This window comes from Thermomonospora cellulosilytica (assembly GCF_014138835.1).
Classification (GTDB): Bacteria; Actinomycetota; Actinomycetes; order Streptosporangiales; family Streptosporangiaceae; genus Thermomonospora; species Thermomonospora amylolytica.
In genome coordinates this window covers 7,239,553-7,265,760 of record NZ_JACJII010000001.1, presented here as the reverse complement: position 1 = coordinate 7,265,760, position 26,208 = coordinate 7,239,553, and the positions used below count along the sequence as shown (strand labels likewise).

The following is a 26,208-nucleotide window of genomic DNA, read 5'->3' as shown; positions in this document are numbered from 1 at the left end:
GGGCGCGGACCCCCGCGGGGGTCGGGGTCAGTGCTGGATCACCAGCCGGCGGACCGCCCGGGCGCCCGCGGAGTCCCGCGGGTCCCAACTCGGCACACCGGCCACCGCTGTCACATGCTCCAAAGAGATACGCCGGTCAAGGGCTGCTTCGTCGAGATTTCGTTGAATTATGGCCGAACCGCCCGCCGCGAGAGGGGCGATGAGCCCGACGAGTATCCCGTCGAGGGCGGTGAAGGGCAGGTCGCTCAGCACCCGGCTACCGGCGTCCAGCCCCCATGAGCGGGCGGCTTCCGCTCCCCGGGAGGCCAGCTCGCCCGCCCCCAGTGTGGCATATGTCACGTGTGTCCCTGCCGCCGCCTCCGCCACACAAAGCGCGGGCGCCTCCACGTCCACCGGAGAGTACGGCATGAACCGGTCGCCGTAACCCCGGATCTCGACCGCATAGTCCATGACGTCCGGTCGCGGCTCGGCCAGCGGGCCGCCCAGCGCGTGCAGCGACAGCCCCACCACCTCGTCGGCCCCGGCGGCCAGCGGCTCCCAGCGGTCCGGCATGGACAGCACCTCCTCGGCGACCGCCAGGAGGTACGGCCCTTCGCCGCCGTCCGGTTCGACGCCGGGCTCCAGCGGTTCGGCCACCAGCCCCGCCGACCAGCACGCCATCAGCCACACCGCCGTCTGCCAGTGCGGCGGCAGCAGCATCACCACCCGGTCGCCCGGTTGTGCGCCCAGCCCGTCCACCAGCAGGTTCGCGGTCTTGGCCACCCAGTTGGCGAACACGCGGGCCGACAGTTCCACCCGTTCGCCGGAGGCGTCGTCGTAGAAGGTCACCAGGGGACGCGACGGGTCGTCGGCCAGCCGCCGCGCCAGCAGATCCGCGGGTGTGCTCTGCACCATGCCGCAGAAGCGTAGGGCCACCCCCGTTCGGCGCGGCCCGCTACTCTGCGCTTCCAGTGGACGAACGCGAGCAGCTCAGCACCCGCCCGCCCCGCGAGGCGGGCCGACGCGCATCCTCCGGGCTGCGGTTGCCGAACCCGTTCCCCAACGACCCGCGGGCCCTCGGCAACTCCACCCGCGCCGGGCGGGTGCTGGCCCGGCTCACCATCGCCCCCGCGCTGCTGATCGTGGCCTGGCTGGCGGTGTCGCTGCCGCTGCTCATGGCGGGGGCGTACGGTCTGGGGCCGTCGCTGGCGCTGTTCGTCCCGGTGGCGTTCCTGGTGCTCAAGGCCGGGTTCTGGGACCGGACCCGGCTGGAGCTGACGATCGGGCTGCGCGGGCGGGTGTCCTGGTGGGTGACCGCCTCGGTGGTCGCGGTGGCGGCGGCGTTCTTCGCGCTCGAGGTCGCCATGTGCGCCGAGCAGGTCGTGGTGCGCCGCGACCCCGCCTCCTACGTGCAGTTCGCCACCTGGCTGAACGAGCACGGCAGCCTGCCGATCGACCCGATGCGGGAGGCGTTCGGCTCCGGGGACCGCTACCTGGACTACGGCGGGCCGGCGTTCTACGAGGACGGCGGGTGGATCGTCCCGCAGTTCATGGCCGGGCTGCCGATGGTGCTGGCGCTCGGCGGATGGCTCGGCGGCACCGGCGCGATGCTGCTGATGGCGCCGCTGCTGGGGGCGGGCGCGGTGCTGTCGTTCGGCGGGCTGACCGCCCGGCTGGTCGGGCCGCGCTGGGCGCCGGTGGGGGCGCTGGCGCTGGCGCTGACGCTGCCGATGCAGTGGCTGGCCCGCTCCACCTACAGCGAGCTGCCCGCGCTGGTGCTGCTGCTGGGCGGGCTGAGCCTGCTGGTGGACGTCCGGGAGCTGGAGTCGCGGGCCGCGCGGGTCCGGGCGTTCCTGGCGGGGCTGTCGCTGGGGCTGGTCCTGCTGGTGCGCATCGACGGCATCCGCGACCTGCTGCCGGTGGTGGTGTTCGCCGGTCTGCTGGCCGCCCGCCGCCGCCCGACCTGGCTGCCGCTGACCCTGGGCCTGGGGCTGGGCGCGGGGGCCGGGCTGCTGGAGGGCTACACCAAGTCCCGGCCCTACCTGGAGTACCTGGGCGACTCGCTGCGGCCGGCGCTGCTGCTGGCCGCCGCGGTGATCGCCGGAACGGTCCTGATGGCGGTGCTGCTGCGGTGGGGGCCGACCGGGCTGCGGCTGCGCCGTCTGGGCGCGGCGATCTCCCGGGGCCCGCTGCCCTCGCTGGCCGCGGCGGGGACGGTGCTGGTGGTGGCCGCGTTCGCGGCGCGGCCCCTGGTGCAGACCGTCCGGCGGGCGCCGCGCACCGAGGAGGACCGGATCAACGTCGAGTTCGTCGAGCAGATGCAGCGCATCAACGGGCTGCCGATCGACGGGTGGCGGCAGTACACCGAGCAGTCGCTGTACTGGGTGATCTGGTACATCGGGCTGCCCGCGCTGCTGCTGGCCGCGCTCGGCGCGGCGGTGCTGACCCGGCGGCTGCTGAAGCGGCGCACCGGCGAGTGGGTGCTGCCGTTCATGATGATCGCCTGGTCGACGGTCACGATCCTGTACCGGCCCGGCATCACCCCCGACCATCCGTGGGCCTCCCGCCGGCTGGTGGCGCTGGTCCTGCCGGGGCTGCTGCTGCTGGCGCTGTGGGGCACCGCCTGGTGCGTCCGCCGGGTGCGCTTCTCGCGGTGGCGGCGCGCGGCGATGCCGGTGGCGCTGGCGGGCGCGCTGGCCGTGACGGTCCCGATCGCGGTGACGGCCTGGCCGCTGATGCTCACCCCCACCGAGCAGGGCGAGCTGCGGGCGGTCCGCGACATGTGCCGCAAGATCGGCCCCGGCCGTTCCGTCGTCATCGTCGACCCGGTCGTCGCCGACCGCCTCGCCCAGGTCGTCCGCGGCATGTGCGGCATCCCCGCCGCCCGTCCCGCCCCGGGCGTCAAGGACCGTGACTTCGAACGCATCCTCGACGGCATCCGCGAGACCGGCCGCCGCCCCGCCGTCCTCGGCGCGACCCCCGGCCAGGTCTCCTCCCACGGCGCCGCCGAACGCGTCCTCCACCTGCGCACCCGCCAGGACGAGCGCTCTCTGGTGAGCCCCCCGAACGGCACCTGGCCCCTGTCGATGGAGGTCTGGATGTCCGAACCGGCCCCCTGAACGATGTGCGGGTACTCAGTGGCCTCGGTATTCTCGGCCCGCGTGAGCACCCAGCCCGAGACCGGATCCGAGTCCGTCCACGTGACGATCGTCCTGCCCTGTTACAACGAGCAGGACCACGTGATCGACGAGGTCGAGCGCATCTGCAAGGCGATGGACGCCAGCGGCCACAGCTACGAGCTGCTGGCGGTCGACGACTGCTCGACCGACGACACGCTGGCCCGGCTCCAGGAGGCCGCGCCGCGGTTCCCCAACATGCGGATCATGGCGTTCCAGCACAACAGCGGCTCGGGCACGGTGCGGCGGATCGGCACCCAGCAGGCGCGCGGCGACATCGTCGTGTGGACCGACGCCGACATGACCTACCCCAACGAGCGGATCCCCGAGCTGGTCGACATCCTCGACAACGACCCCTCGGTGGACCAGGTGGTGGGCGCGCGGGTCACCGAGGCCGGGACGCACAAGGTGCTGCGGGTGCCGGCCAAGTGGTTCATCCGCAAGGTCGCCGAGCGGCTGACCAACACCAAGATCCCGGACCTGAACTCGGGGCTGCGGGCGTTCCGCCGCGAGGTGTCGCTGCCCTACCTGCGGCTGCTGCCCCCCGGGTTCTCCTGCGTGACCACGATCACCATCGCGTTCCTGTCCAACCAGCACGCGGTGCGGTACCTGCCGATCGACTACTACAAGCGGGCCGGCAAGTCCAAGTTCCACTTCACCAAGGACGCCTACCGCTACATCCTGCAGGTGCTGCGGATGGTCATGTACTTCAACCCGCTGGCCGTGCTGATGCCCCTGGCCCTGTGGCTGCTGGGGATCGGCGTGGTCAAGGGGATCTTCGACATGGTCGTCCACTTCGGCTACTTCGCCAACAACACCGTGATGATCTTCATCTCCGGCCTGCTGATCGCCTCCCTGGCGCTGCTGGCCGACCTGATCGTCCGATCCCGGGGCGACACATGAGGATCGCCGTCGTCGGGCCCGCGTTCCCCTACAAGGGCGGCGGCGCGCACCACACCACCGAACTGGCGCACCGGCTGTCGGCCGCGGGCCACGACGTGGTGATCGAGTCGTGGAAGGCGCAGTACCCCTCGTTCCTGTATCCGGGGCGGCAGACCATCGACGCCCCGGAGGGCGAGCCGTTCCCGGCGACCCGCCGTGAGCTGGCCTGGTACCGCCCCGACGGCTGGCTGCGCACGGGACGCGCGCTGCGCTCGGCCGACCTGGTGGTCCTGGCCGTGCTGACTCCCGTCCAGGTGCCCTCCTACCTGGGGATCCTGCGGGGCGTACGGCGGAGGACCCGGGTGGTGGCGCTGTGCCACAACGTGTTGCCGCACGAGCGCAAGCCCTACGACGTCCCCCTGATGAAGGCGTTGCTGCGCCGCGTCGACGGGGTCCTGGTCCACTCCGAGCAGCAGGCGCAGCTCGCCCGTACCCTGACCGCCCGCCCGGTCACGGTGGCCGAGATGCCTCCCCACCTGCCCGCCAGGCCCGTGGAACGCGCGGCGGGGGAGAAGGTCCGCAACCGTCTGCTCTTCTTCGGCATCGTCCGCCCCTACAAGGGCCTCGACGTCCTGCTGAGAGCGCTGGCCGCCGGACCTGCCGAGGTGCGGCTGACCGTGGCGGGCGAGTTCTGGGGCGGCGTCGAGAAGACCCAGGAGCTGATCAGGTCCCTGGGCCTGGCCGACCGGGTGGACCTGCGTCCCGGCTACGTCCCGGCCTCCGAGGTGCCGGGGCTGTTCGCCGACGCCGACGCCCTGGTCCTGCCGTACCGCTCGGCGACGGCGAGCCAGAACGTCTGGATGGCCCACGAGCACGGCGTCCCCGTCATCGCGACCCGGGTCGGCGGCTTCCCCGACCAGGTCAGGGACGGCGTGGACGGCGTCCTCTGCGAGCCGGACGACGTCCCCTCCCTGACCAGGGCCCTGGAACGCTTCTACGCCCCCGGCGAGCCGGAACGTCTCCGTTCCGCCGTCCGCCCGGTGGACGACACCCCGCTCTGGGACGCCTACCTGGACCGCCTGCTGTCGTCCGGGTGATACGGGAGCCCTCCTGGTGTGGAGGACTCCCGCATGGTGCCGTTCTTCAACGCGCTGTTGCGGAGCGCTCGGTGGCGGGCCGGGCCGCGTCGGCGAGACGTTCGGTGAGGAAGTCCTCCCAGGTGCGCGTGCCGAGGGTGGCGCCCTCGAGGGTCAGGTTGTCCCCGTTCCGGTAGGCGCGGCCGGGCTTGCCGGGGATCCGGACCGGGAGCAGCGGGCGGCGCTTGCCGGTGGCCCGCAGGTAGCTTCGGAGCAGGTCGGCCATCGCGTACACCCGGGGTCCGGCAAGGTCGGGCACCCGGCTGGCCGGTTCGCCGAGGGCCAGCTCCACCAGCCGGGCCGCCACGTCGCGGGAGTCGACCGGCTGGAAGCGGAGCCCGCGCGGAGCCGGGACCACCGGGAGCTTGGCCATGGCGCTCACCGTCCTGAAGACCAGGTCGTGGAACTGGGCGGCGCGCAGGATCGTCCACGGCACTCCGGAGCCGATGACGGCCTCCTCGGCGGCGAGCTGGGAGCGGAGCCAGGCCAGCGGGACGCGGTCCGCCCCGATCACCGAGATGAACACCACATGCCGCACCCCGGCCCGTGCCGCGGCCCGCATGAGGTTCCGGGTGGCCTCGTCGTCGCCCTTGGCGCTCCCGGCGAGGTGCAGGACGGTCTCGACACCGTCCACCGCGGCCTCGACGCCCTCGTTCTTCAGCAGGTCACCGGTCACGTACTCGATGCCGTCCACGGGGTCGTGGCTCCGGCGGCTGAGCACCCGCAACCGCCGGCCGGCGTCCCGCAGCAGCGGAACGACGTGGCCGCCGAGGGTCCCGGTGCCGCCGGTGATCAGGATGGGCGATGTCATAGCGTTCCTCCAGGCCGGTTCCGGTCGGATCGACCGGTTCTTCGTGGGTCCACTGGGATGACCCCGGCCGGGGAGGGAACGTGACAGCGTGGACGAGCGGAATCTGGCCGGGCTTTTCGAGGAGCACCGGACGCGGCTGCGGGCGGTGGCGTACCGGATGCTCGGCTCGGTGAGCGAGGCCGACGACGCCGTTCAGGAGACCTGGATCCGCCTCGGCCGCACCGGCGCCGACGAGGTGAACGACCTCGGCGCCTGGCTGACCACGGTCGTCGCCCGGGTGTGCCTGAACGCGCTGCGCTCCCGCGAACGCCGCCGCGAGGATCCCCTCGACGTGCGCGTCCCCGATCCGATCGTCGCCCCCGGGACCGGCGGCGACCCCGAGCACGAGGCGCTGCTGGCCGACTCGGTGGGCCTGGCGCTGATGGTGGTGCTGGAGACCCTGTCCCCGGACGAACGGGTCGCGTTCGTGCTGCACGACATGTTCGCCGTGCCGTACGAGGAGATCGCCCCGCTGATCGACCGTTCCACGCCCACCGCCCGGCAGCTCGCCAGCCGCGCCCGCCGCCGCGTGCAGGGCCATGCCCCCGTCCCCGACCCCGACCTCGCCCGGCAACGCGAGGTCGTCGACGCCTTCTTCGCCGCCGCCCGGGACGGCGACCTCGACGCCCTGGTCACCGTCCTGCACCCGGACGTCGTCCTGCGCTCCGACGGCGGCGTCGCCCGCCCCCGGCAGACCACCGTCATCACCGGCGCCCGCAACGTCGCAGCCCAGGCCGTCACCTTCGGCCGCCTCTCCCCGTACGCCCGCCCCGCCCTCGTCAACGGCACCGCCGGCACCGTCGTCACCGCCCACGGCCGGCCCCTGTCCGTCATGGCCTTCACCGTCACCGAGGGCAGGATCACCGCCATCGACGTCCTCGCCGACCCCGACCGCCTGGACGCCCTGGTGCCGGCCCCTTCCGGCGACTGATCCCGGTGTCCCCCGGCCCGGTCACAGCGTGGCGAGGAAGTCCCGTACCGCCGAGGCGAAACCGGGCGGGTCGTCGTCGTGCACCCAGTGCCCGCAGCCGGGGAACTCCCGCAGCGTCGTCCCGGGGCGCCGTTGCGCCATCTGTCGCGCCATCCAGGTCGGCAGGACGAAGCTGTCCAGGCCGTGGATCAGCAGCGCCGGGCAGGTGGAGGCCAGCCAGTCGTCCCACCAGTCGCCGATCAGCGCCTCCTGCGACCGCACCATGTCGTCGTAGTCGAACAGGAACCCCCAGCCGTCCGGTCGTTCGACGGCGCTTTCCAGGAAGTAGCCCGCGTCCGGGATCCCCCGTTCCTCCACCCGCCGCTTCAGCTCGCCCAGCGTCGGGGCGCGTCGTGGCCAGTCCCGCACGTCCAGGACCGGGTGGGGGATCTCGGGTCGCCGGTTGTAGGCGCCGCCCTCCTCGACGACCAGCGCCCGGACCAGTTCGGGGTGCCGTGCCGCCAGCCGGAACGCCACCACCCCGCCCATCGAGTGGCCGAGCACCACGAGCGGTCCCAGGCCCAGGGAACGCGCGAAGGCGGCGGCGTCGGCCACGTAGGCGTCCGGTGAGAAGTCGCCGTCACGCTCGCTGTGCCCGTGTCCCCGCTGCTCCAGCGCGATCAGGCGGTATTCCGGCGCGAGCGCGGCGGCCGGCCCGGCGAACGACCGGGCCCGCCCGAAGTGCCCGTGCAGCGCCAGCACTGGCATCCCCTCACCGCCGAAGTCCACGTAGGCCAGCCGCAGCCCCCGGACGGTCGTCGTCCTCGCGATGGTCATCGTCATCCCCTCCGGTGTCGAGATGATGCCGGAGACGGGACGGGTGTTGAGGAGGTTCACCGGCCCGGGGAGGTGGCCTCCTTCCCGCCGGATGCGTCTTCGGGCATCGGGGCGGGACGGACCGCGGGGGCGTCGTTCGGCGCCCGGGCCAGCCAGACGGCGCACGCCGCGGTGACGGCCGCCATGACGACCAGCAGCAGCCGGTAGTCCACCAGCAGGGACAGGCCGGCTCCGAGCGCGATCGACACCGTCTGGGGAGTGGACACGATCCCCATCGACGCCGCGAGCGCCCGGCCCCGCGTGTCGTCGGGGGTGCGGCGCTGCACCGCGGTGATCATGCCGACCGTGGTCCAGCAGATGCCGGCCCCGAACAGGAACGCCCCCACGCAGACCACGACGGCGTTCGGGACGAGGTAGACCACCGACGCCGCCGATGTCCCGGCGATCCCGGCCACCACCAGGCGGATGTCGCCGATGCGCCGGGTCGCGGCGCCGGCCGCCAGTCCCGCGGCGATCGCCCCCGCCCCCTGCGCGCAGGAGAGCACCCCGATGAACGCCGCCGTCCGGTGCAGGCCCTCGTCGACGATCGCGAAGACCAGCGTTTGGGAGAAGCCGCAGACCAGCAACGCCAGCCCGAGCGCGAGGAGCATGTTCCGCAGCGCGGGGCTGGCGAACACGTACCGCAGCCCCGACAGCAGTTCCTCGCGCAGCCGCAGGGCCCCCTGCACGTGCCGCCTGTCGCCCGGCGCCCGGACCAGCCACACGGCCACCGCCGCCGCGACGAACGTCGCCGAGTCCAGCAGGGCGACGACATGCCCGCCGGCGAGGGTGAACAACGCCGCGCCGATCAGCGGGGCCAGCAGTTTCACCCCGTCGCCGGCGGTCTGCAGCAGGCCGTTGGCGGCCGGCAGGTCGTCGTCGTCGACGATCGCGGACACCAGGGCGCCCTGGGCGGCGGTGATGATGACCGCGGAGACGCCGTAGCACAGGATCACCGCGTACAGCAGCCAGACGTCTTCGGCGCTCCGCACCAGCAGCGTCATCAGCAGCAGGCACGCCATCACCAGGTTGGTGACGATGAACACCGCGCGCCGGGGGAAGCGGTCGACGATCACCCCGGCGAAGGGGGCGAACAGGAAGGGCAGGGCCACGAAGAAGAAGGCCCCGCCCGCCGCCGCGTTGCTCCCCGTCAGCTCCTTGACCCAGATGCCGAAGGCGATGATGAGGGCCCGGTCACCGAGGGTGGAGAGGGTCTGTCCGAAGACGAGGAGCTGGAAACCGCGGTTTCTCAGCAGGACTCGCAAGGCCCGCCCCTCCTTAGCGAACGATGACCCGGCGATGAGATCACGGGGCCGGACGAACTGTCCAGAGGCGACCGGATGACCGGATGTGGCCACATATCTTACTGGACCTGACGTTTTCGGTCATAGATCTTGGGCTGGTGCAGATCATATGCGCAGGATTTCTACGGACCGGAACGACGACACTGACCCTCGCGCTGGAGCGCCTGGGGTTCGGTCCGTGCTACCACATGCGGACGGTGCAGGCCGAGCCGTGGCGGGCCGAGGACTGGATCGCCGCCGCCGACGAACCCGCCGCCGCCGACTGGGAGCGGATCCTTTCCGGATTCGAATCCACGGTGGGGGATCCGGGCGCGCTGTTCTGGCGCCATCTGATCGACGCCTTTCCCGACGCGAAGGTGATCCTTTCGGTGCGGGATCCGCAGCAATGGTACGAAAGCGCGTCCCGCACCATCTTCCCGGCCCTGGAAGGCCCGCCGCTGCCATTGCGCCTGCTGACCTGGCGCCGGCCGAGCCGTGAGGACAGGTTGCTCGACCGGCTGCAACGACTGACCTGGGAGCTCGACTTCGGCAACGACTTCGCCGACCGGGACCGCGCCGTCGAGGTCTTCACCAGGCGCATCGCCGACGTGCGGGCGCATGTGCCCGCCGACCGGCTGCTGGTGTACGACGTGCGGGAGGGCTGGGAGCCGCTGTGCGCGTTCCTCGGCGTGCCCGTCCCGGACGAGCCGATGCCCCGGGAGAACGACCGGGCCGCCTTCCAGGCCCGTCAACGCAGTGCGCTCATGCGCGTGGTGGGCGACCGCGCGCGCAAGGCGGCGGCGATCGGCGTCGGCGCCGCACTGACGGCATGGGTGGTGCGGCGGCTGCGGTCCGCATCGTGACGTGACGGCCGAGGCCATCGACGAGGCGGGGTGATCACCATGGCGGAGAAACTGACCATCGATCCGATGTCCGAGTTGGTGGAAGCGTCCCCGGGGCGGGACCCCCACCCGCTGTACTCCCGGCTGCGCGCCGATCACCCGGTGCATTGGAGCGAACTGCTGGGGTCCTGGGTGCTGACCCGGCACGAGGACTGCACATCGGTGCTCCGCGATTCGCGATCCTTCGCGTCGGACTGGCGAAGGATCGGGGAGGACGTCCCCGAACCGATGCTCAGCATCCAGACGGTCGACCCGCCCGAGCACACCGGCATACGCCATTTCCTGGTGGACGCGGTCCGCGCCATCGACCACCGGGCCCTCGAGGAGACGATCGCCCGGCAGGTCGACGCCCGGCTCAAGGACCTCGGCGCCCGGGACGGCTTCGACTTCGTCGCGGACTTCGCCGAACCCGTCGCCCTGCACACCGTCACCGCGTTCCTCGGCGTCCCCCCGATCGACCTCGACTGGTTCCGGCCCGTCTCCCAGGCGATCGTCGACGGGATGGACGCCGGGATCTGGCCCGAGAAGGCCGGACCCGCCGTACGGGCACGGGCGCTGCTGGCGGAGATGTCGGCGGACTGGCTCGCCGACCCGCCCGGCGGCGGGCTGGTCGGGTACGTCGCCGCGCACGAGGCCGGATCCGGGATCAGCCGCCCGGTGCTGCTGAACACCCTGCGCGCGGTCCTGCACGCGGGATACGAGTCGGCGGGCAGGCTGCTCACCGGCGGCATGGCCGCGCTGCTGGCCGAACCGGACGCCCTGCCGCTGCTGGCGCGCGGCGACCTGGCCCGCGCGGTCGAGGAGATCGTCCGGTTCGTCTCCCCGGTGCAGGCCGACGGCCGTGCCTGCGTCATCGAGACGACGATCGGCGGCCACACCATCAAGGCCGGTGATCCCGTCACGATGCTGCTCGGGGCCGCCAACCGCGACCCGTCCCGGTTCGCCGAGCCCGACGCTCTGGACTTCTCCCGCCACCCCAACCCGCATCTGGGGTTCGGCCGGGGCGCGCACTCCTGTCTCGGGCAGTCCCTGGCGACCCTGCAGGCGCGCATCGTGTTCGGGACCATCGCGGCCGAGCATCCCGGCATCCACGCGACGGGCCGGGCCGTCTGGCGAGGCAACCTCACGCTCCGCGGAGTCGCCCGGCTTCCCGTCAGCCTCTCCTGACCTTCTCCCCGGCGATCGGCGACGAAGGAGGTGAACGCCATGCGCTACATCCACTGAGCCCACAGCACACGCGACCGATAGATCGATCGGCGGAAGGGGGCCGTGACGATGCGCTACATCCACTGAACCCCGTGAGCGCGCGCCCGGCCGTGGCGGGTCCGCGGAACGAGCGGCCCGAACGGCCGGGCGCCCGCCCGACGCCCCCCTACCTCTTCGTCCAGGAGCAGCGATGACGACGGTCCTCCGCGCCACGACCGCCACGGCCACCGCGATCATGGTGCTGGCGTCCACGACGGCGGCGCAGGCCGCCGGCCGGCTCGACGGGACATGGCCGGCCCACCGGCTCGCCGCGACCACCACCGGCGACGACGCGATGCGGCACCTGCGGGCCTACGACCGGATCGCCAGGCGGAACGGGGGAGTGCGCGCCACCGGCACGCCCGGGTTCGCCGCGTCCGACGCCTACACCGCCCGGGTGCTGGAGCGCGCGGGATACCGGGTGTACCGGCAGGAGGTGCCGTACGAGGACTACCGGATCGACGCCGAGCGGGCCGACGTGCTCACCCCGGCGAACCGGCCGGTGCGGGTGCTCATGATGAGGTTCTCGCCCGTCACCCCGCCCGAGGGCCTCACCGCACCGCTCGTCGTCGCCCCCGTCACGGAGTCGGGCGGCTGCACCGCGTCCGACTACGACGGCCTGCCGGTGCGCGGATCCATCGTGCTGGTCCGGCGCGGGTCATGCGGCTACACGGCGCAGCAGAGGGTCGCCGCGACGCTGGGAGCCAAGGCGATGCTGGTCTACATGGCGACGCCGAGCCCCGGGAACATCTGGCGGCTGCACGCGTTCGACCGCTCGGCCGTCACGATCCCGGTCGCCAGCGTCTCGCAGGAACAGGGCGAGCGGCTCGCCGCCGACGCCGCCCGCGGCACGGTGAGCCTGCGCCTCCGGCTGCGCGGCCATTCGGTGACCGGAACGACCAGCAACCTGTTCGCCGAGACCCGCGGCGGCGACCCGGCCTGCGTCGTGATGGCCGGAGCGCATCTGGACAGCGTCACCGAATCCCCCGGCATCAACGACAACGCCGCCGCCGTCGCCGCGCTGCTGGCCACCGCGCAGCGGCTCGCGCCGTACCAGCGGCGGGTGCGCAACAAGGTGCGGTTCGCGTTCTGGGGCGCGGAGGAACTCCCCGTCGTCGGCTCCACGCACTACGTGCGCACCCTGTCGCCCGAGCAGCGCGCGGACATCGCGCTGTACCTCAACTTCGAACTGCTCGCCGCACCCAACCATGTGCGGTTCCTGATGGACGGCGACGCCGGCGACCAGCCGCCCGGCACCACCCCGGGACCGCCCGGGTCGGGCGCGATCGAGGACGTCTTCCGTGCCTACCTGCGCCCCCGGGGACTGCCGTTCAAGCCGCAGAACATGCGCGCGGTCGGTTCCGACCACGAGCCGTTCGCACAGGCCGGGATTCCGGTCGGCGGGATCAACGGGGGCGCGTTCGCCGTCAAGACCGAGGAGGAGGCGAAGGTGTTCGGCGGACAGGCCGGGCGGCTGTACGACTGGTGCTACCACCAGGCGTGCGACACGATCGACAACATCGACCGCCGCGCCCTGGACGAGAACGTGCCCGCCATCGCCTACGCGGTGGGACGCTTCGCCGCCGACGTCTCGCAGGTGGAGGGCGCCCGATGAGCACCTACCCCGCATCGACGCCCATGGCGCTGGACTTCGACGTCGCGAAACTCCAGGCCGACCTGGACGCGCTGCGCCGCGAGCGGTGGCGGGCGCAGCGCCCGATCGGGCGGGACGGCCTGCTCCCGGAGCCGGACGTCGACTGGCGGGTCCTGCCGCTGCGCAGCATCGGCGGGGATCCGGAACGCACCGACCCCGGCGGCGCGGGCCTGGACGACTTCGCCGACACCCCCTGGCTGGACAAGGCCCCCCACCTCCGCGAGGTGATCGACGCGATCCCCGCACCGGTCCGCGGTGTGCGGCTGATGTCCCTGGGGAGCGGCGCCACCGTGCACGAGCACCGCGACTCCAGGTACGGATTCCCCAACGGCCTGCTGAGGCTGCACGTGCCGATCGACACCAACCCCGACGCCGTCGTGGTCATCGACCGGGTGCCGCGGCACTGGGACGCGGGCAGGCTGTGGTTCGGCGACTTCCGGCGGCCGCACTACGTGGCCAACCACGGCGACCGGGCCCGCGTCCACATGGTGATCGACTGCCTGGTCGGCCACCGGCTCATCGACCTGTTCCCCGCGGGCTTCCGGGAGCGGCTGCCGCTCAGCGAGGTGCTGTTCGCCCGCGAGCCGGTCCCGCTCGTCGACGGCGAACTCGACGCGTTCCGCTGCCGTTTCGCCCTGCCCGGCGAGTTCCCGCAGTGGTCCGAGGACGAGGCCGCCGACGGCCCGGACGCCGAGGCCGCGATCGAGATCGCGGACGGCCGCCCCGTTCTCGGCATCGACGGAAGGCCGGCGTTCGGCCTGGTGCATCTCGGGCTCGGCGAGTTCCGCCTCACCGGATGGAGCGAGGAGCGCACGATCACCGTCGAGCCCGGCGGCTCGGTACGGATCCGGATCCGCGCCGGACGCCGGATGCGCGAATGGATCCGGCCCACGCGCCCGTGAGGCCGCCCCCCGCATCCGCGCTCGCCGCCGCGTGCGGGGCCATGCCCCCGTCCCCGACCCCGACCCCGACCCCGACCGCCTGAACGTTCTCGACCTGGAGCGACCGCCGACCGCCCCGAAGACTCGGGGTGTCAGGCCCAGCCGCAGGAGAACGACTCGCCGCCGGGCCGGCCGTCCACGAGAGGCGAACCGTAGTCACCGACCGTGATCCTGTACGGACTGGACTCCGACCGTCGGCCTGCCGACACCAGAAGCCCGTCACCTGGCTTGTGCGATATGCAGGCGAGGAAGTCCAGGACGGAGTTCTCGCCCTCCTGATAGGCGACTCGCAGGGGCGCGTCGAAGACGTGCGCGTAGTTGTCGACCAGCCACCGGGCGCCAGGGGCGACGATGTTCGGGTCGGCATAGAACTCCGCACCCCGGTCGAGGCGGAGTATCGCCGCCGTGTCCCTGTCCCTGACCGCGAGAATGAACCGCCCGACCAGCTCGCGCTTCTCACGATCGCCGCCGGCGAAGGACACGCGGTCGAAGGAGGGGGCCTTCTGCCGGTCGAGCAGATACGCGCCTCCCAGCGCCAACGCTCCCGTGAGCAGGACGGCGGTGACGGCGATGGCGGCTCTGCGCATTTCTCGGCTCCAGGAGAAGATCAGCGGCGCGTCATCCTAGCCGAGCGACCGACACCGGTGGGCTGCGGAGCGAACGGGACGCAGCCGCCCCCGGCCCAGGCAAAAGAGCCCCCGGTGAGAGGGCTCTTGGAAGCGACGGGGCTAGCCGTTCTTGATCCGGCGTACCAGCGCGGCGAAGCCCTGGGTGGAGACGGCCAGGTGACCTGCGCCGGGATTCTTGCTGTCCCGCAACCCGACGCCCGTGGGCAGGGCGGCGACCTCTACGCACTCGGGCTCGTTCGGGCCGCTATAGCTACTCTTGCGCCAGTTGGGCGTGGAAGGCATCTCTGATCTGTCCCATCAACTCCCGGGAAGCCGCTTCCGGAAGCGCGTTCCCCGCAATATGGTCAAACCGGACGGTGTACGAGCGTATCTCAGAGGGGGAACGCACCAGTCTTCCCCCTTCAGGAGAGGCCGCGTAGGCCACGTCCCCGTAGCTGTCGGCGGTCATCAGGCGAAACCCGCCGTCCAGGCCAGGGTAGGCCCCTACCTCCCAGCTCCGGGGGATGACCCGGATCATGAAGGTGGGCTCCTCGGACAGCTTCAGCAGGTGGTCGAGCTGATCGCGCATGATTTGAGGGCTGCCGACCGGCCACTCCAGAGCGTTCTGGCTGATCAGTACGGACATGTAGGGCGGATCAGGCTGGCTGAGGATCGTCTGGCGGGCCAGCCTGTCCTTCAGGATGCTTTCTCGGTCCCGCCGGAAGCTGGTGGCCAGCAGAGCGCGGGCATAGCCTTCGGTCTGGAGCAGGCCGGGTATCACATGCGGCTCGAAGATCCTGATGATCTCGGCCTTCCTCTCCAGCTCCAGGTATCCGGCGAACCACTGGGGATCGTGCGTACTCGTGGCGTAGTGGACAAGTAGGGCAAACAGTCCATCCGTTTCCCAGGCTCGATCCAGCACCTCCGCCTGATCTTCGGACAGTCGAACGATGTCGTGCTCAAGCTTGGAAAGTTGGCTCGGTGAGATGTTGAGGATCCGGGCCACGTCCTCCCCGGTCTGCTTGCGCCTGAGGCGGGATTTTCGCAGGTAATAGGCTATGAGGGCCCACATGGACGTCTTGGGGTTCGGTGGCTCCTTGAGATTGGGCACTGGCTCTCCAGCTTTCCTTAACTTTCTGAACCTTCTGGAATGCGCGACAGCGTACCTCCCTTCGGTCCACTCTGTGGCCTGAGTCACGCAACTGGTCGTGAGGGGAGATGTCGGAAGAGTGACGACGGCGGGTTTCGGGCGGGAGCTGTTGGCCACGGCGGCGGCCGCCGGGTTAGCGCGGACGTACGTTGACGTGCAACTCCGCAAGCTGGGGTGCGCCGAGGCCGTGCATGACGCGCAACTGGTGGCGACCGAGCTGGTCGCCAACGCGATTGCGGAGTGCCGGTGGGGCGGGACCATCCGGATCTTTCTCGGGCAGCGGCCCCGGGGGCTGGTGTTCGGGGTGTGGGATCCCGGCCCGCGGATGCCCCGGCGCGGGCCGATGCCGGAGCTGACCCTCGGAACGCTCGATCTCGACCCCGCCGGCTTCGACCGCAACGGGGGCCGGGGCCTGGCCGTCGTGGCGGCGCTCACCCGGGACCTGTGGGTCGAGAGGTCCAGGCCCGGCGGCAAGTGGGTCTGCGCGCTGCTCGACGTCACCGCCCGACCCGAGCCGCGACCGGTGGACGTCCACGGATCGGAGATCTAGCCATGAGAACGCCCGCGCCCCCCGACGAGGAGAACCGGATCCACGCCACGTTCGCGCTCGCCCCCGATGACCGGGCACCGGCCGGGGCGCGCGAACGGGTGGCCCGCGAACTGCACGGATGGGGACTCGCCCGGCTCGCCGACGACGCGCTGACGGTCGTCTCGGAGCTGGTGACGAACGCGGTCCGGTACGGCGCCGCGCACATCACCGTGAACGTCGAGTGGCACCGCACCCGCGAGGCCGTCGAGATCGCCGTCTGGGACGACGCACCGGGAACGCCGCAGAGGCGGGAGCCCGACTTCGTCTCCGAGACCGGCCGTGGCCTGCACATCGTGGAGCGGCTTTCCACAGGCTGGGGGCATCGCCCCGGCACCGGCGGCATCGGCAAGACCGTCTGGGCGGAACTGCGGTGACCGGCCTCGGATCGGCCCTCGGCGACCTTCTCCTGTTCTCCGCGGTCCTCCTGGTGAACGGCATCCTCATCGGCCTGATCGGCGGCCACGTTCTCCGCGTGCTCGGAATCCGGGCCGTACGCCGTCACCGGAACCGGCGCCGTTCCCCTCGCGTGTGACAACCCGGCTTCCGCCCATACGAAGGCGCGGAGGTCCGGCCGGTCAGGACGCGTCGTAGCGCAGGCGGGAGCATCCGCTGGGAGATGCCGTCGATGGCGCGCTGCCCCCGGGGACGGCTCCGGCATGACGAACGGGCCCGGATACGCGATCCGGGCCCGTTCGGTGAAAGGCGGCGTCAGCTCTTGGCGACGTCCTGCAGGTGCGGCTCCAGGGCGTTGACCAGGAAGCGCTTGGGCTTGGCGCCGACGATCTGCTCGACGACCTCGCCGCCCACGTAGAGGTTGAGGGTCGGCAGGCCCATCACGCCGGCCTTGGCCTGGGTGGCGGGGTTCTCGTCGGCGTTCAGCTTGGCGATCGTGAGCCGGCCGTCGTACTCGGCGGCGAGTTCGTCCAGGATCGGCGCGATCATCTTGCAGGGCCCGCACCACTCGGCCCAGAAGTCGACCAGGACGGGCTTGTCGCTCTTGAGGACCAGCTCCTCGAACGTCTCGTCGGTGACCTTGATCGGTGCGCTCACGATCTCTCCTTCATCGGCTCTCTGTCGGTGTCAAGGCGGGCGGGGCCCGGTTCATTCCCGTTCCCGCGGCCCACCGCCAGGACCGCTCCGGCGCAGGCCAGGTCGGCCAGCGTCAGCACCACCCGGGACACCAGCGCCACCACCAGCGGGGCGCCGGCCGGCAGCACCGGGGAGAGGGTGATGACGATCACCGCCTCCCGGGCGCCGAGCCCGTTGGGCGCGATGAACACCAGGAACCCGGCGGTGAACGCCAGCGCGTACGCCCCGATGGCCAGGAACGGCAGCCCCCGGCCGTCACCGCCGGCCGCGTCGGCGATCAGCCAGGTGTGCACGCCGAACAGCACCCAGCCCACCGTCGCCCACGCCGTGGCGTGCAGGGTCGCCGCCAGGCTCACCGGCTGCTCCAGCCCGGGCCGCCGCACCAGCTTCAGCAGCAGGCCGATGCCCCAGGTCACGATACGGGGGTGCAGCATCGCCAGCAGCACCGGCGCCAGCAGGAACAGCCACCAGTACCGCTCGGTGGCCTCCGGCGAGGTCAGCGGGAGCGTCACCGCCGCGACGGCCAGCCCCGAGGCCATCGACGTGACGATCGCCAGCAGCGACGAGCTGGCGTTGCGGATGCGCGGGACGCCGTACTGGCGGCCCAGCTCCATCAGGGTCACCAGCGCCCACACCTTGCCCGGCACGTACTTGCCGAGCCCGGAGATGAACGACATGCGCGCCGCCGCGGTCACCGGGATGGGGGAGCCGAGCCCGGCCAGGAGCACCCGCCAGCTCAGCATCCACGCCGCCAGCCCGCCGACCGCGGCCAGGAAGGAGCCGACCAGGGCGGTCCACGACATGCGCGCGAACGCGTCCTTGGTCTCGTCCCACTGGGAGACCAGGCTGTAGGCACAGAAGGCCACGGCGGACACGACCAACAGGACCCGCACCACGCTCATGGCCCGCTGCTTGGAAATCACCCGCATAGCGTAGGCGAGCCGCCCGCCCGGCAGGTCCGGGGCCGGATGACGGATGACGCCCGCCGTCCCCGGCGGAGGCAATAAGCTCGGAGCGCTATGAAGCTTGCTGATGCGGTCGCGTTCGTCGGCCACCAGGTGCACATCTGCCGGTTCCGCGAGGCGGGGACGCTGCTGCGATGGATGGGACCCGACCTGCGCGGGAAGCGGGTCCTGGACGTCGCCGGCGGGGACGGCTACTGGGCCGGGCAGGCCCGCAGGCGCGGTGCGCGGGCGGTCTCCATCGATCTGGCCCGCAACAAGATGCTGTACGGCAAGACGCTGGCGCACCCCCCGGCGCTGATCGAGGGCGACGCGCTGGCGCTGCCGTTCGCCGACGCCTCGTTCGACGCGGTGCTGTCGGTGTGCGCGATCGAGCACTTCGACGACGGCGGGCGGTCGCTGGCGGAGATGGCGCGGGTGCTCAAGCCCGGCGGTGAAATTTTCATGTCCGCCGACGTGCTCAGCCGCGCCGACGCCTGGCCCAAACTGCGCGACGCGCACAAGGCCAAGTACCACGTCCAGCACACCTACACCCACGAGACGCTGGGCAAGCTGATGAACGAGCACGGCCTGGACGTGGTCGCGCACTCCTACCAGTTCCGCACCGCCGCGGCCGAACGGCTGTACCTGTCGCTGTCGGCCTACGGGGGCAGGGTCGGGTTCAACGCGGCGGCCCCGCTGGCCCCGCTGGTGGCGCTGACCGACCGGCGCGCCCCCAACGAGCGGGGCAGCATCGTGCTCGTCCGCGCCCGCAAGCGCGCCTGAGCGGCGTACCCTCTCAAAAGGGGCGTGACCCCCGACACGTCGATCCGAGGGAGGACCGTGGCGCCTCGAATTCTCGTTGACGCCACCGCCGTACCCGCCGACCGTGGGGCGCTGGGCCGCTACGTGGACGGGCTGCTGGGCGCGCTGGACGACCAGGGCGCCGATCTGGTGGTGGTCTGCCAGCGGTCCGACGAGGCGCGCTATGCGGCGCTGGCCCCGCGGGCGCGGGTGGTGGCGGGCCCGGCGACGCTGGCGCACCGGACCTCCCGGCTGGCCTGGGAGCAGAACGGGCTGCCGCTGATCGCCCGGCAGGTGGGCGCGGACGTGATCCACCACCCGTACTACACGGTGCCGCTGCGCGCGCACTGCCCGACCGTGGTGACGGTGCACGACGTGACGCACTTCAGCGAGCCGGAGGAGCACAACCCGGTCCGCTCGGAGTACCTGAAGTCGGCCACCCGGACCGCCGCCTACCGCGCCACCCGGCTGGTCGTCCCGTCCAACGCCACCAAGGACGAGCTGGTGCGGCTGCTGGGCGCCGACCCCGGCCGGATCGACGTGGCCTACCACGGCGTGGACCACCGGGTGTTCCACCGGCCCGCCGAGGAGGAGGTCAAGCGGGTCTCCGACCGGCTCGGCCTGCACGGGCACCCGTACGTGGCGTTCCTGGGGGCGCTGGAGCCCCGCAAGAACGTGCCGAACCTGATCCGCGGCTGGGCGGCGGCGGTCGCCGAGATGCACGAGCCGCCCGCGCTGGTGCTGGCGGGCGGGGCCGGCGGCTGGGACGACGAGGTGGACGCGGCGCTGGCGACGGTGCCGGTGCACCTGCGGGTGATCCGCCCCGGCTATCTGAGCTGGGCGTCGCTGCCGGGGTTCCTGGGCGGGGCGCTGGCGGTGGCGCTGCCGAGCCGGGGCGAGGGCTTCGGGCTGCCGGTGCTGGAGGCGATGGCCTGCGGCGCGCCGGTGCTGACCACCCGCCGTTCGTCGCTGCCCGAGGTCGGCGGGGACGCGGTCGCCTACACCGAGCCGGACGCCGCCTCGATCGCCACCGCGCTGCGCGAGCTGATCAGCGACCCGGCCCGCCGGGCGGCGCTGGCCGAGGCCGCGTTCCGCCGGTCGGAGCAGTTCACCTGGGCCGCCTCCGCCCAGGCGCACCTGGCCGCGTACGACCGCGCCGCGACCGCCTCGCCCGCCCGTCAGTGACCCGTTCCGACACCGCCCCATTCCCCGGGCGGAACGGGTGTTGGAACACCGATCAGTAAGGTGAGCCCCGTGGAAGCGATTCTTCTGGTCGGGGGACAGGGCACCAGGCTGCGGCCGCTGACCCTGTCGACGCCCAAGCCGCTGCTGCCGATGGCCGGCGTTCCGCTGCTGGAGCACCAGCTCACCCGGGCGCGGGAGGCCGGGGTGCGCAGGCTGGTGTTCGCCACCTCCTACCGGGCGTCGATGTTCACCGAGGCGTTCGGCGACGGGTCGCGGCTCGGACTGGAGATCGTGTACTGCACCGAGGAGGAGCCGCTGGGCACCGCGGGCGCGATCCGCAACGCCGCGCAGGCGCTGACCGGCGGCCCGGCCGACCCGGTGCTGGTGCTCAACGGCGACATCCTGTCCAGCCACGACCTGCACGCCCAGCTCGCCGCGCACCGCAAGGCCGACGCGGCGGTGACGCTGCATCTGACGCTGGTGGACGACGCCCGCCGGTACGGGGCGGTGCCGACCGCGCCGGACGGCCGGGTGCTGGCGTTCGTGGAGAAGTCCCCCAACCCGCCGACCAACCAGGTCAACGCGGGCTGCTACATCTTCCGCCGCTCGGTGATCGACGAGATCCCCGAGGGCCGGGTGGTGTCGGCCGAGTACGAGGTCTTCCCCGGGCTGCTGGCCGCCGGGGAGCCGATCTACGGGTACGTGGAGGCGGCGTACTGGCTGGACGTGGGCACCCCGGCGGCGTTCGTGAAGGGGGCCTCGGACCTGGTGACCGGGGCGATGACCTCGCCGGTGGTCAGCGGCGCCGAGCACGGGGTGCTGTGCCTGGACGGGGCGTTCATCGCCGCCAGCGCCCAGGTCGGCGGCGGCACCACGGTCGGCGAGGGCGCCCGGGTGGGGGAGAAGGCCCGGGTGGAGTCCAGCGTGCTGTTCGACGGCGCGGTGGTGGAGTCCGGCGCCCGGGTGGTCCGGTCGGTGATCGGCAAGAACGCCCGGATCTGCGCGGGCGCGGTGCTGGAGGACGTGGTGATCGGCGACGGGGCGACCATCGGCCCCGGCAACGAGCTCCGCAGCGGGCTGCGGGTATGGCCGGGCGTGGAGCTGCCGCCGATGGCGGTGCGCTTCTCCCACGACGCGTGACCGGAGGCCGGACGCGGGTCTGGCGGCCGCCGTGGCCGCTGGACGTGGCGGCGACGCTGTCTCCGCATCGGCGGGGCGGCCATGACCCGGCCTATCGGGTGACCCCGGACGGGGCCGTGTGGCGCGCCTCGTTCACCCCGGACGGGCCGGGCACGCTACGGGTTCTCGCCCGCGCCGGGGAGGTCGAGGCGACGGCGTGGGGGCCGGGCGCGGACTGGCTGCTGGACGGGCTGCCGGAGCTGCTGGGCTCGGCGGACGAGCCGGGCGGGCTGCGGCCGGTGCACCCGGTGGTGGCCGAATGCCTGGCCCGGGGCGAGGGGATGCGGATCGGCCGGACCCGCCGGGTGTTCGAGGCGCTGGTGCCCGCGGTGCTGGAGCAGAAGGTGGTCAGCATCGAGGCGTGGCGGGCCTGGGGGTACCTGCTGCGCCGGTTCGGCGAGCCCGCGCCCGGCGCGCCCGGCATGCGGGTGCCTCCGCCGCCCGCCGTGTGGGCGCGCATCCCGTCGTGGGAGTGGCACCGGGCGGGTGCGGAGGCGGTACGGGCGCGGACCGTCATGAACGCCGCCCGGGTCGCCGCGCAGCTCGAACGCGACCCGTCCGAGCGGCGGCTGCGATCACTGCCGGGCATCGGGGTGTGGACGGCCGCCGAGATCCGGCAGCGCGCGGCGGGCGATCCCGACGCCGTCTCGGTGGGCGACTACAACCTGCCCGGCCTGGTGGGCTGGGCACTGGCCGGCCGCAAGGTCGACGACGCCGGGATGCTGGCGCTGCTGGAGCCGTACGCCGGGCACCGGTACCGGGTCACCCGGCTGCTGGAACTGTCGGGCAGGCGGCCACCGCGGCGCGGGCCTCGGATGTCGGTGCGCGACTACCGTTCCTTCTGAGGGACCGCGGGGAACGGCCCCGCCGGGGGAGCCAGAAGTGATTGGGGGTCCAGTCCAGCCCGTCACGGGAGTCGGCGCCGAACAGCGGCCCGAGCACGGCGAGCACGAGCAGCAGGCCGAGGACGTAGTGCATGGGGGATTCCTTTGTGCAGGGCCCGAAGGCAGTGGACGTGTGGGCTCCCGCGCGGGTCGCGACCGGTTGACGGGTTCGCCGTCGCGCCGTTCGCCTCTTCAGTCTGGACCGGCGAATTGTTCAGGTCCAGCGACTATTTCTGCATGGAACATGTAAGAATCCCTGAACTATGTTGGACCTGGCCCGGCTGCGCGTCCTGCGCGAGCTGAAGACCCGCGGCACCGTCGGCGCGGTCGCGCAGGCTCTCGGCTACACCCCCTCGGCGGTGTCCCAGCAGCTCGCCCGGCTCCAGCAGGAGCTCGGCGTGCCCCTGGTGGAACGGGCCGGGCGCCGGCTGCGGCTCACCGAGGCGGGCGAGGTGCTGGCCGACCACGCCGAGGCGCTGCTGGCCCGCGCCCAGCAGGCCGAGGAGGAGACCGCCGCGGCCTCCGGGCGGGTGGTCGGCGTGGTGCGGGTGGTGGGCTACCAGACCGCCCTGATCAACCTGCTCGCCCCGGTGCTGCCGGGACTGGCGCGGCGGCATCCGGAGCTGACCGTCGAGGTGATCGACGAGGAGTTCGTCCGGGTGCTGCAGGCGCTGGTGCTGCGTGAGGTGGACATCGTCATCACCGACGAGTACTCGGCACTGCCCCGGCCCCGCCGTCCCGAGCTGACGGCCGAGCCGCTGATCACCGAGCCGATGCGGCTGGCGCTGCCGGAGGGGCATCCGGCGGCGGCCTCCGGGGGGCCGGTGCGGCTGGCGGACCTGGCCCGGGAGACCTGGGTGACCGGCCATCCCGGCACCAACCACGCCGAGCTGCTGGAACGCGCCTGCGTGGACCTGGCCGGGTTCCGGCCCGACATCCGGCACCGCAGCAACGACATCCATGTGATCATGGCGCTGGTCCGGCACGCGGGGGCGGCCTGCCTGTTCCCGGACGTGGGGCGGGCCGAGAGCTTCCCCGGCGTGGTGGTGCGCGACCTGGCGGACGCCGAGCTGCGGCGGCACATCGTGGTGTGGACCCGGATCGGCGCCGACGTGCGGCCCTCGGTGCGGGTGGTGCTGGAGGCGCTGCGCGGCTCGGCGGCCGAGCTGACCGAGCGGTTCCCCAGCCTGGCCCTGCTCATCTGAGGCGGCCCCGGGCCCCGAGACGCGGGGCGGGCCGCCTGATCCGGCGCGTTCCGGCGCGGGGGAATAGAACCGGCACCGCCGGACGCTGACCCGAATGCGTCAGGGGTCCGGTAGATCGCCAATATGACGATTGGCATAGAGTGCCTGGCATGGACGCTGCCAGCACGGTGACCGAATCGGCACTCCGGCGGGCGCTGGCCCGCGCACGCGACGGCAAGGCCCTCGACCAGGACGAGGCCACCACCCTCCTGCACGCCCGCGGCCCGCACCTGGACCGGCTGCTGGAGTACGCCTCCCGCACCCGCGACGCGGGACTGCAGGCCGCCGGGCGGCCCGGGATCATCACCTACAGCCGCAAGGTGTTCATCCCGCTCACCCGGCTGTGCCGCGACCGCTGCGGCTACTGCACCTTCGCCACCGTCCCGCACCGGCTCGACGCGCCGTACCTCAGCCCCGACGAGGTGCTCGAGATCGCCCGGCAGGGCGCGGCGCTCGGCTGCAAGGAGGCCCTGTTCACCCTCGGCGACCGGCCCGAGGACCGCTGGCGGCAGGCCCGCGAGTGGCTGGACGCGCACGGCTACGACGACACCCTGTCCTACGTGCGGGCCATGGCGATCCGGGTGCTGGAGGAGACCGGGCTGCTGCCGCACCTCAACCCCGGCGTGCTGACCTGGCGGGACTTCCAGCGGCTCAAGCCCGTCGCGCCCTCGATGGGGATGATGCTGGAGACCACCGCGACCCGGCTGTTCAGCGAGCGCGGCGGCCCGCACTACGGATCGCCGGACAAGGACCCGGCGGTGCGGCTGCGGGTGCTGGAGGACGCCGGGCGCAGCAACGTCCCGTTCACCACCGGCATCCTCATCGGCATCGGCGAGACCCCCGCCGAACGCGTCGACGCGATCTTCGCCATCCGCCGGACGATGCGCGAGTACGGCGCGATCCAGGAGGTGATCGTCCAGAACTTCCGCGCCAAGCCCGACACCAAGATGCGCGACACCCCCGACGCCGAGCTGGCCGAGCTGGCCGCCACCATCGCCGTCACCCGGCTGGTGCTCGGCCCCAAGGCCCGCATCCAGGCCCCGCCCAACCTCATCGGCGACCAGTACGCGCTGATGCTGCGGGCCGGCATCGACGACTGGGGCGGCGTCTCGCCGCTGACCCCCGACCACGTCAACCCCGAACGGCCCTGGCCGCAGATCGACGAGCTGGCCGCCAAGACCGCCGAGCAGGGCTTCACGCTGCGGGAACGGCTCACCGTCTACCCCGAGTACGTCGAGCGCGGCGAGCCCTGGCTGGACCCGCGGCTGTCGGCGCACGTCGCCGCGCTGGCCGACCCGGAGACCGGCCTGGCCCGCGAGGACGCCGTGCTGGAGGGCCGTCCCTGGCAGGAGCCGGACGGCGGGTTCCTGGAGGCCGCCGGGCGCACCGACCTGCACGTGGAGATCGACACCACCGGCCGGACCAGCGACCGCCGCGACGACTTCGACGAGGTGTACGGGGACTGGGACGCCCTGCGCGACCGGGTCCGCGCCCCGCAGCGGTTCGACGCCGACGTCAAGGCCGCCCTCGCCCACGCCGAACGCGACCCCGCCGGGCTGTCCGACACCGAGGCCCTGGCCCTGCTGCACGCCGACGGCCCCGAGCTGGAGGCCGTGGCCAAGCTGGCCGACGACCTGCGCCGGGACGCGGTCGGCGACGACGTGACCTACGTCGTCACCCGCAACATCAACTTCACCAACGTGTGCTACACCGGCTGCCGGTTCTGCGCGTTCGCCCAGCGCCGCACCGACGCCGACGCCTACACCCTGTCGCTGGAGCAGGTCGGGCAGCGGGTCGAGCAGGCGTGGGAGGCCGGCGCCACCGAGATCTGCATGCAGGGCGGCATCCACCCCGACCTGCCCGGCACCGCCTACTTCGACCTGGCCCGCGAGGTCAAGCGCCGCGCCCCCGGCATCCACCTGCACTCCTACAGCCCGATGGAGGTCGTCAACGGGGCCGCCCGCACCGACATGTCCATCCGGGACTGGCTGCAGGCCGCCAAGGAGGCCGGGGTCGACTCGCTGCCCGGCACCGCCGCCGAGATCCTCGACGACGACGTGCGATGGGTGCTCACCAAGGGCAAGCTGCCCGCCGCCACCTGGGTCGAGGTGATCACCACCGCGCACGAGCTGGGCATCCCGACGACGTCCACGATGATGTACGGGCACGTCGACACCCCCGCCCACTGGGTGGCGCACATCAGGCTGCTGCGGAGCATCCAGGAGCGCACCGGCGGGTTCACCGAGTTCGTGCTGCTGCCGTTCGTGCACCACAACTCGCCGATCTACCTGGCCGGGCTGGCCCGCCCCGGGCCCACCGCCCGGGAGAACCGCGCCGTCCACGCCCTCGCCCGGATCCTGCTGCACGGCGCGATCGACAACATCCAGTGCTCGTGGGTCAAGCTCGGCGACGACCTGTGCGCGCAGGTCCTCCAGGGCGGGGTGAACGACCTCGGCGGGACGCTGATGGAGGAGACCATCAGCCGGATGGCCGGGTCCGACAACGGGTCGTTCAAGACCATCACCTCGCTGGAGGAGATCGCCGCCCGCGCCGGACGCCGCGCCCGCCAGCGCACCACCACCTACGGAACGCCCTCGCCGGAGCGTCAGGAGGCCGCCCGCCGCACCGACGGAGTGGGGCACTTCGCCCAGGCCGCCCGCAACCGTGGCAGACTCGACCTCCCGCTGGTGACCTGAGAGAG

The 26,208-nt window shown here is 72.6% G+C and carries 25 protein-coding genes; 16 read left to right on the top strand and 9 right to left on the bottom strand.

Features of this window, described 5'->3' with window-relative positions:
- Nucleotides 1-27 precede the first annotated feature (27 nt).
- Complete coding sequence (locus HNR21_RS34065) at nucleotides 28-894, bottom strand: TIGR03089 family protein (RefSeq protein WP_182708344.1); 867 nt, start codon at nucleotides 892-894, stop codon at nucleotides 28-30.
- A gap of 56 nt (nucleotides 895-950) precedes the next feature.
- Between HNR21_RS34065 and HNR21_RS34060 the strand changes: the two genes are divergently transcribed.
- From HNR21_RS34060 to HNR21_RS34050, 3 genes are read left to right on the top strand one after another with little or no spacing between them, the layout of a single operon-like run.
- Entirely contained in the window at nucleotides 951-3,098 is a 2,148-nt protein-coding gene (locus tag HNR21_RS34060; RefSeq protein ID WP_246442449.1) for a hypothetical protein, read from the top strand.
- A 42-nt stretch (nucleotides 3,099-3,140) separates the two neighbouring features.
- Nucleotides 3,141-4,058: a glycosyltransferase family 2 protein gene (locus HNR21_RS34055; RefSeq protein WP_182708343.1), complete on the top strand. Its 918-nt coding sequence runs from the start codon at nucleotides 3,141-3,143 to the stop codon at nucleotides 4,056-4,058.
- Entirely contained in the window at nucleotides 4,055-5,134 is a 1,080-nt protein-coding gene (locus HNR21_RS34050; protein WP_182708342.1) for a glycosyltransferase family 4 protein, read from the top strand. The genes HNR21_RS34055 and HNR21_RS34050 overlap by 4 nt, the downstream gene beginning before the upstream one ends.
- Nucleotides 5,135-5,180: 46 nt before the next feature.
- Here HNR21_RS34050 and HNR21_RS34045 read toward each other — a convergent pair whose 3' ends face one another.
- Nucleotides 5,181-5,984, bottom strand: a complete 804-nt coding sequence (locus tag HNR21_RS34045; protein ID WP_182708341.1) for an SDR family oxidoreductase — start codon at nucleotides 5,982-5,984, stop codon at nucleotides 5,181-5,183.
- 88 nt (nucleotides 5,985-6,072) lie between these two features.
- Between HNR21_RS34045 and sigJ the strand changes: the two genes are divergently transcribed.
- Nucleotides 6,073-6,954 carry an RNA polymerase sigma factor SigJ gene (gene sigJ, locus HNR21_RS34040; protein WP_182708340.1) on the top strand — a complete coding sequence of 294 codons (882 nt, stop codon included), beginning with the start codon at nucleotides 6,073-6,075 and terminating at the stop codon, nucleotides 6,952-6,954.
- Nucleotides 6,955-6,975: 21 nt separating this feature from the next.
- Here the strand turns inward: sigJ and HNR21_RS34035 are convergent, their stop codons facing one another.
- Together HNR21_RS34035 and HNR21_RS34030 are read right to left on the bottom strand one after the other, a co-directional pair.
- A complete protein-coding gene (locus HNR21_RS34035; RefSeq protein ID WP_220500404.1) occupies nucleotides 6,976-7,770 on the bottom strand; it encodes an alpha/beta fold hydrolase in 795 nt (264 codons plus the stop codon).
- Between the two features lie 56 nt (nucleotides 7,771-7,826).
- Nucleotides 7,827-9,074, bottom strand: a complete 1,248-nt coding sequence (locus HNR21_RS34030) for an MFS transporter (protein WP_182708338.1) — start codon at nucleotides 9,072-9,074, stop codon at nucleotides 7,827-7,829.
- 83 nt (nucleotides 9,075-9,157) lie between these two features.
- Between HNR21_RS34030 and HNR21_RS34025 the strand changes: the two genes are divergently transcribed.
- The 4 genes from HNR21_RS34025 to HNR21_RS34010 all read left to right on the top strand — a co-directional run bounded on the left by HNR21_RS34025 (nucleotide 9,158) and on the right by HNR21_RS34010 (nucleotide 13,795).
- Entirely contained in the window at nucleotides 9,158-9,955 is a 798-nt protein-coding gene (locus tag HNR21_RS34025) for a sulfotransferase family protein (RefSeq protein WP_220500403.1), read from the top strand.
- 66 nt (nucleotides 9,956-10,021) lie between these two features.
- A complete protein-coding gene (locus tag HNR21_RS34020; RefSeq protein WP_182708337.1) occupies nucleotides 10,022-11,161 on the top strand; it encodes a cytochrome P450 in 1,140 nt (379 codons plus the stop codon).
- A gap of 229 nt (nucleotides 11,162-11,390) precedes the next feature.
- A complete protein-coding gene (locus tag HNR21_RS34015) occupies nucleotides 11,391-12,854 on the top strand; it encodes a M28 family peptidase (protein WP_182708336.1) in 1,464 nt (487 codons plus the stop codon).
- Nucleotides 12,851-13,795, top strand: coding sequence for an aspartyl/asparaginyl beta-hydroxylase domain-containing protein (locus HNR21_RS34010; protein ID WP_220500402.1), 945 nt, complete (start codon nucleotides 12,851-12,853; stop codon nucleotides 13,793-13,795). Before HNR21_RS34015 ends, HNR21_RS34010 begins: the two co-directional genes overlap by 4 nt.
- A gap of 131 nt (nucleotides 13,796-13,926) precedes the next feature.
- Here HNR21_RS34010 and HNR21_RS34005 read toward each other — a convergent pair whose 3' ends face one another.
- The 3 genes from HNR21_RS34005 to HNR21_RS33995 form a co-directional block, all read right to left on the bottom strand.
- Nucleotides 13,927-14,421, bottom strand: a complete 495-nt coding sequence (locus HNR21_RS34005) for a hypothetical protein (protein WP_182708335.1) — start codon at nucleotides 14,419-14,421, stop codon at nucleotides 13,927-13,929.
- A 141-nt stretch (nucleotides 14,422-14,562) separates the two neighbouring features.
- A complete protein-coding gene (locus HNR21_RS34000; RefSeq protein ID WP_182708334.1) occupies nucleotides 14,563-14,745 on the bottom strand; it encodes a DUF397 domain-containing protein in 183 nt (60 codons plus the stop codon).
- Complete coding sequence (locus HNR21_RS33995) at nucleotides 14,714-15,553, bottom strand: helix-turn-helix domain-containing protein (protein WP_182708333.1); 840 nt, start codon at nucleotides 15,551-15,553, stop codon at nucleotides 14,714-14,716. The genes HNR21_RS34000 and HNR21_RS33995 overlap by 32 nt, the downstream gene beginning before the upstream one ends.
- A gap of 118 nt (nucleotides 15,554-15,671) precedes the next feature.
- Between HNR21_RS33995 and HNR21_RS33990 the strand changes: the two genes are divergently transcribed.
- Nucleotides 15,672-16,142, top strand: coding sequence for an ATP-binding protein (locus HNR21_RS33990; protein ID WP_182708332.1), 471 nt, complete (start codon nucleotides 15,672-15,674; stop codon nucleotides 16,140-16,142).
- A 2-nt stretch (nucleotides 16,143-16,144) separates the two neighbouring features.
- Entirely contained in the window at nucleotides 16,145-16,555 is a 411-nt protein-coding gene (locus HNR21_RS33985; RefSeq protein ID WP_182708331.1) for an ATP-binding protein, read from the top strand.
- A gap of 334 nt (nucleotides 16,556-16,889) precedes the next feature.
- Here HNR21_RS33985 and trxA read toward each other — a convergent pair whose 3' ends face one another.
- A complete protein-coding gene (gene trxA / locus HNR21_RS33980; protein ID WP_182708330.1) occupies nucleotides 16,890-17,231 on the bottom strand; it encodes a thioredoxin in 342 nt (113 codons plus the stop codon).
- Complete coding sequence (locus HNR21_RS33975; RefSeq protein WP_312881524.1) at nucleotides 17,228-18,193, bottom strand: lysylphosphatidylglycerol synthase domain-containing protein; 966 nt, start codon at nucleotides 18,191-18,193, stop codon at nucleotides 17,228-17,230. The genes trxA and HNR21_RS33975 overlap by 4 nt, the downstream gene beginning before the upstream one ends.
- Before the next feature lie 96 nt (nucleotides 18,194-18,289).
- On the opposite strand from HNR21_RS33975, the gene HNR21_RS33970 reads away from it, so the two are divergent.
- The 6 genes from HNR21_RS33970 to HNR21_RS33945 all read left to right on the top strand — a co-directional run bounded on the left by HNR21_RS33970 (nucleotide 18,290) and on the right by HNR21_RS33945 (nucleotide 26,203).
- Nucleotides 18,290-18,997 (top strand): class I SAM-dependent methyltransferase, encoded by a 708-nt coding sequence (locus HNR21_RS33970; RefSeq protein WP_119728673.1) that lies wholly within the window; start codon nucleotides 18,290-18,292, stop codon nucleotides 18,995-18,997.
- Between the two features lie 57 nt (nucleotides 18,998-19,054).
- Nucleotides 19,055-20,200, top strand: coding sequence for a glycosyltransferase family 4 protein (locus HNR21_RS33965; protein ID WP_182708329.1), 1,146 nt, complete (start codon nucleotides 19,055-19,057; stop codon nucleotides 20,198-20,200).
- A gap of 69 nt (nucleotides 20,201-20,269) precedes the next feature.
- Nucleotides 20,270-21,340 (top strand): mannose-1-phosphate guanylyltransferase, encoded by a 1,071-nt coding sequence (gene manB, locus HNR21_RS33960; RefSeq protein ID WP_119728675.1) that lies wholly within the window; start codon nucleotides 20,270-20,272, stop codon nucleotides 21,338-21,340.
- The gene (locus HNR21_RS33955) at nucleotides 21,337-22,224 is read left to right on the top strand and encodes a DNA-3-methyladenine glycosylase family protein (protein ID WP_182708328.1); all 888 of its coding nucleotides are present in this window, start codon (nucleotides 21,337-21,339) and stop codon (nucleotides 22,222-22,224) included. Before manB ends, HNR21_RS33955 begins: the two co-directional genes overlap by 4 nt.
- Before the next feature lie 302 nt (nucleotides 22,225-22,526).
- Nucleotides 22,527-23,468: a LysR substrate-binding domain-containing protein gene (locus HNR21_RS33950; protein WP_182708327.1), complete on the top strand. Its 942-nt coding sequence runs from the start codon at nucleotides 22,527-22,529 to the stop codon at nucleotides 23,466-23,468.
- Between the two features lie 149 nt (nucleotides 23,469-23,617).
- Nucleotides 23,618-26,203 (top strand): bifunctional FO biosynthesis protein CofGH, encoded by a 2,586-nt coding sequence (locus HNR21_RS33945; protein WP_182708326.1) that lies wholly within the window; start codon nucleotides 23,618-23,620, stop codon nucleotides 26,201-26,203.
- The last annotated feature ends 5 nt before the right edge of the window (nucleotides 26,204-26,208 follow it).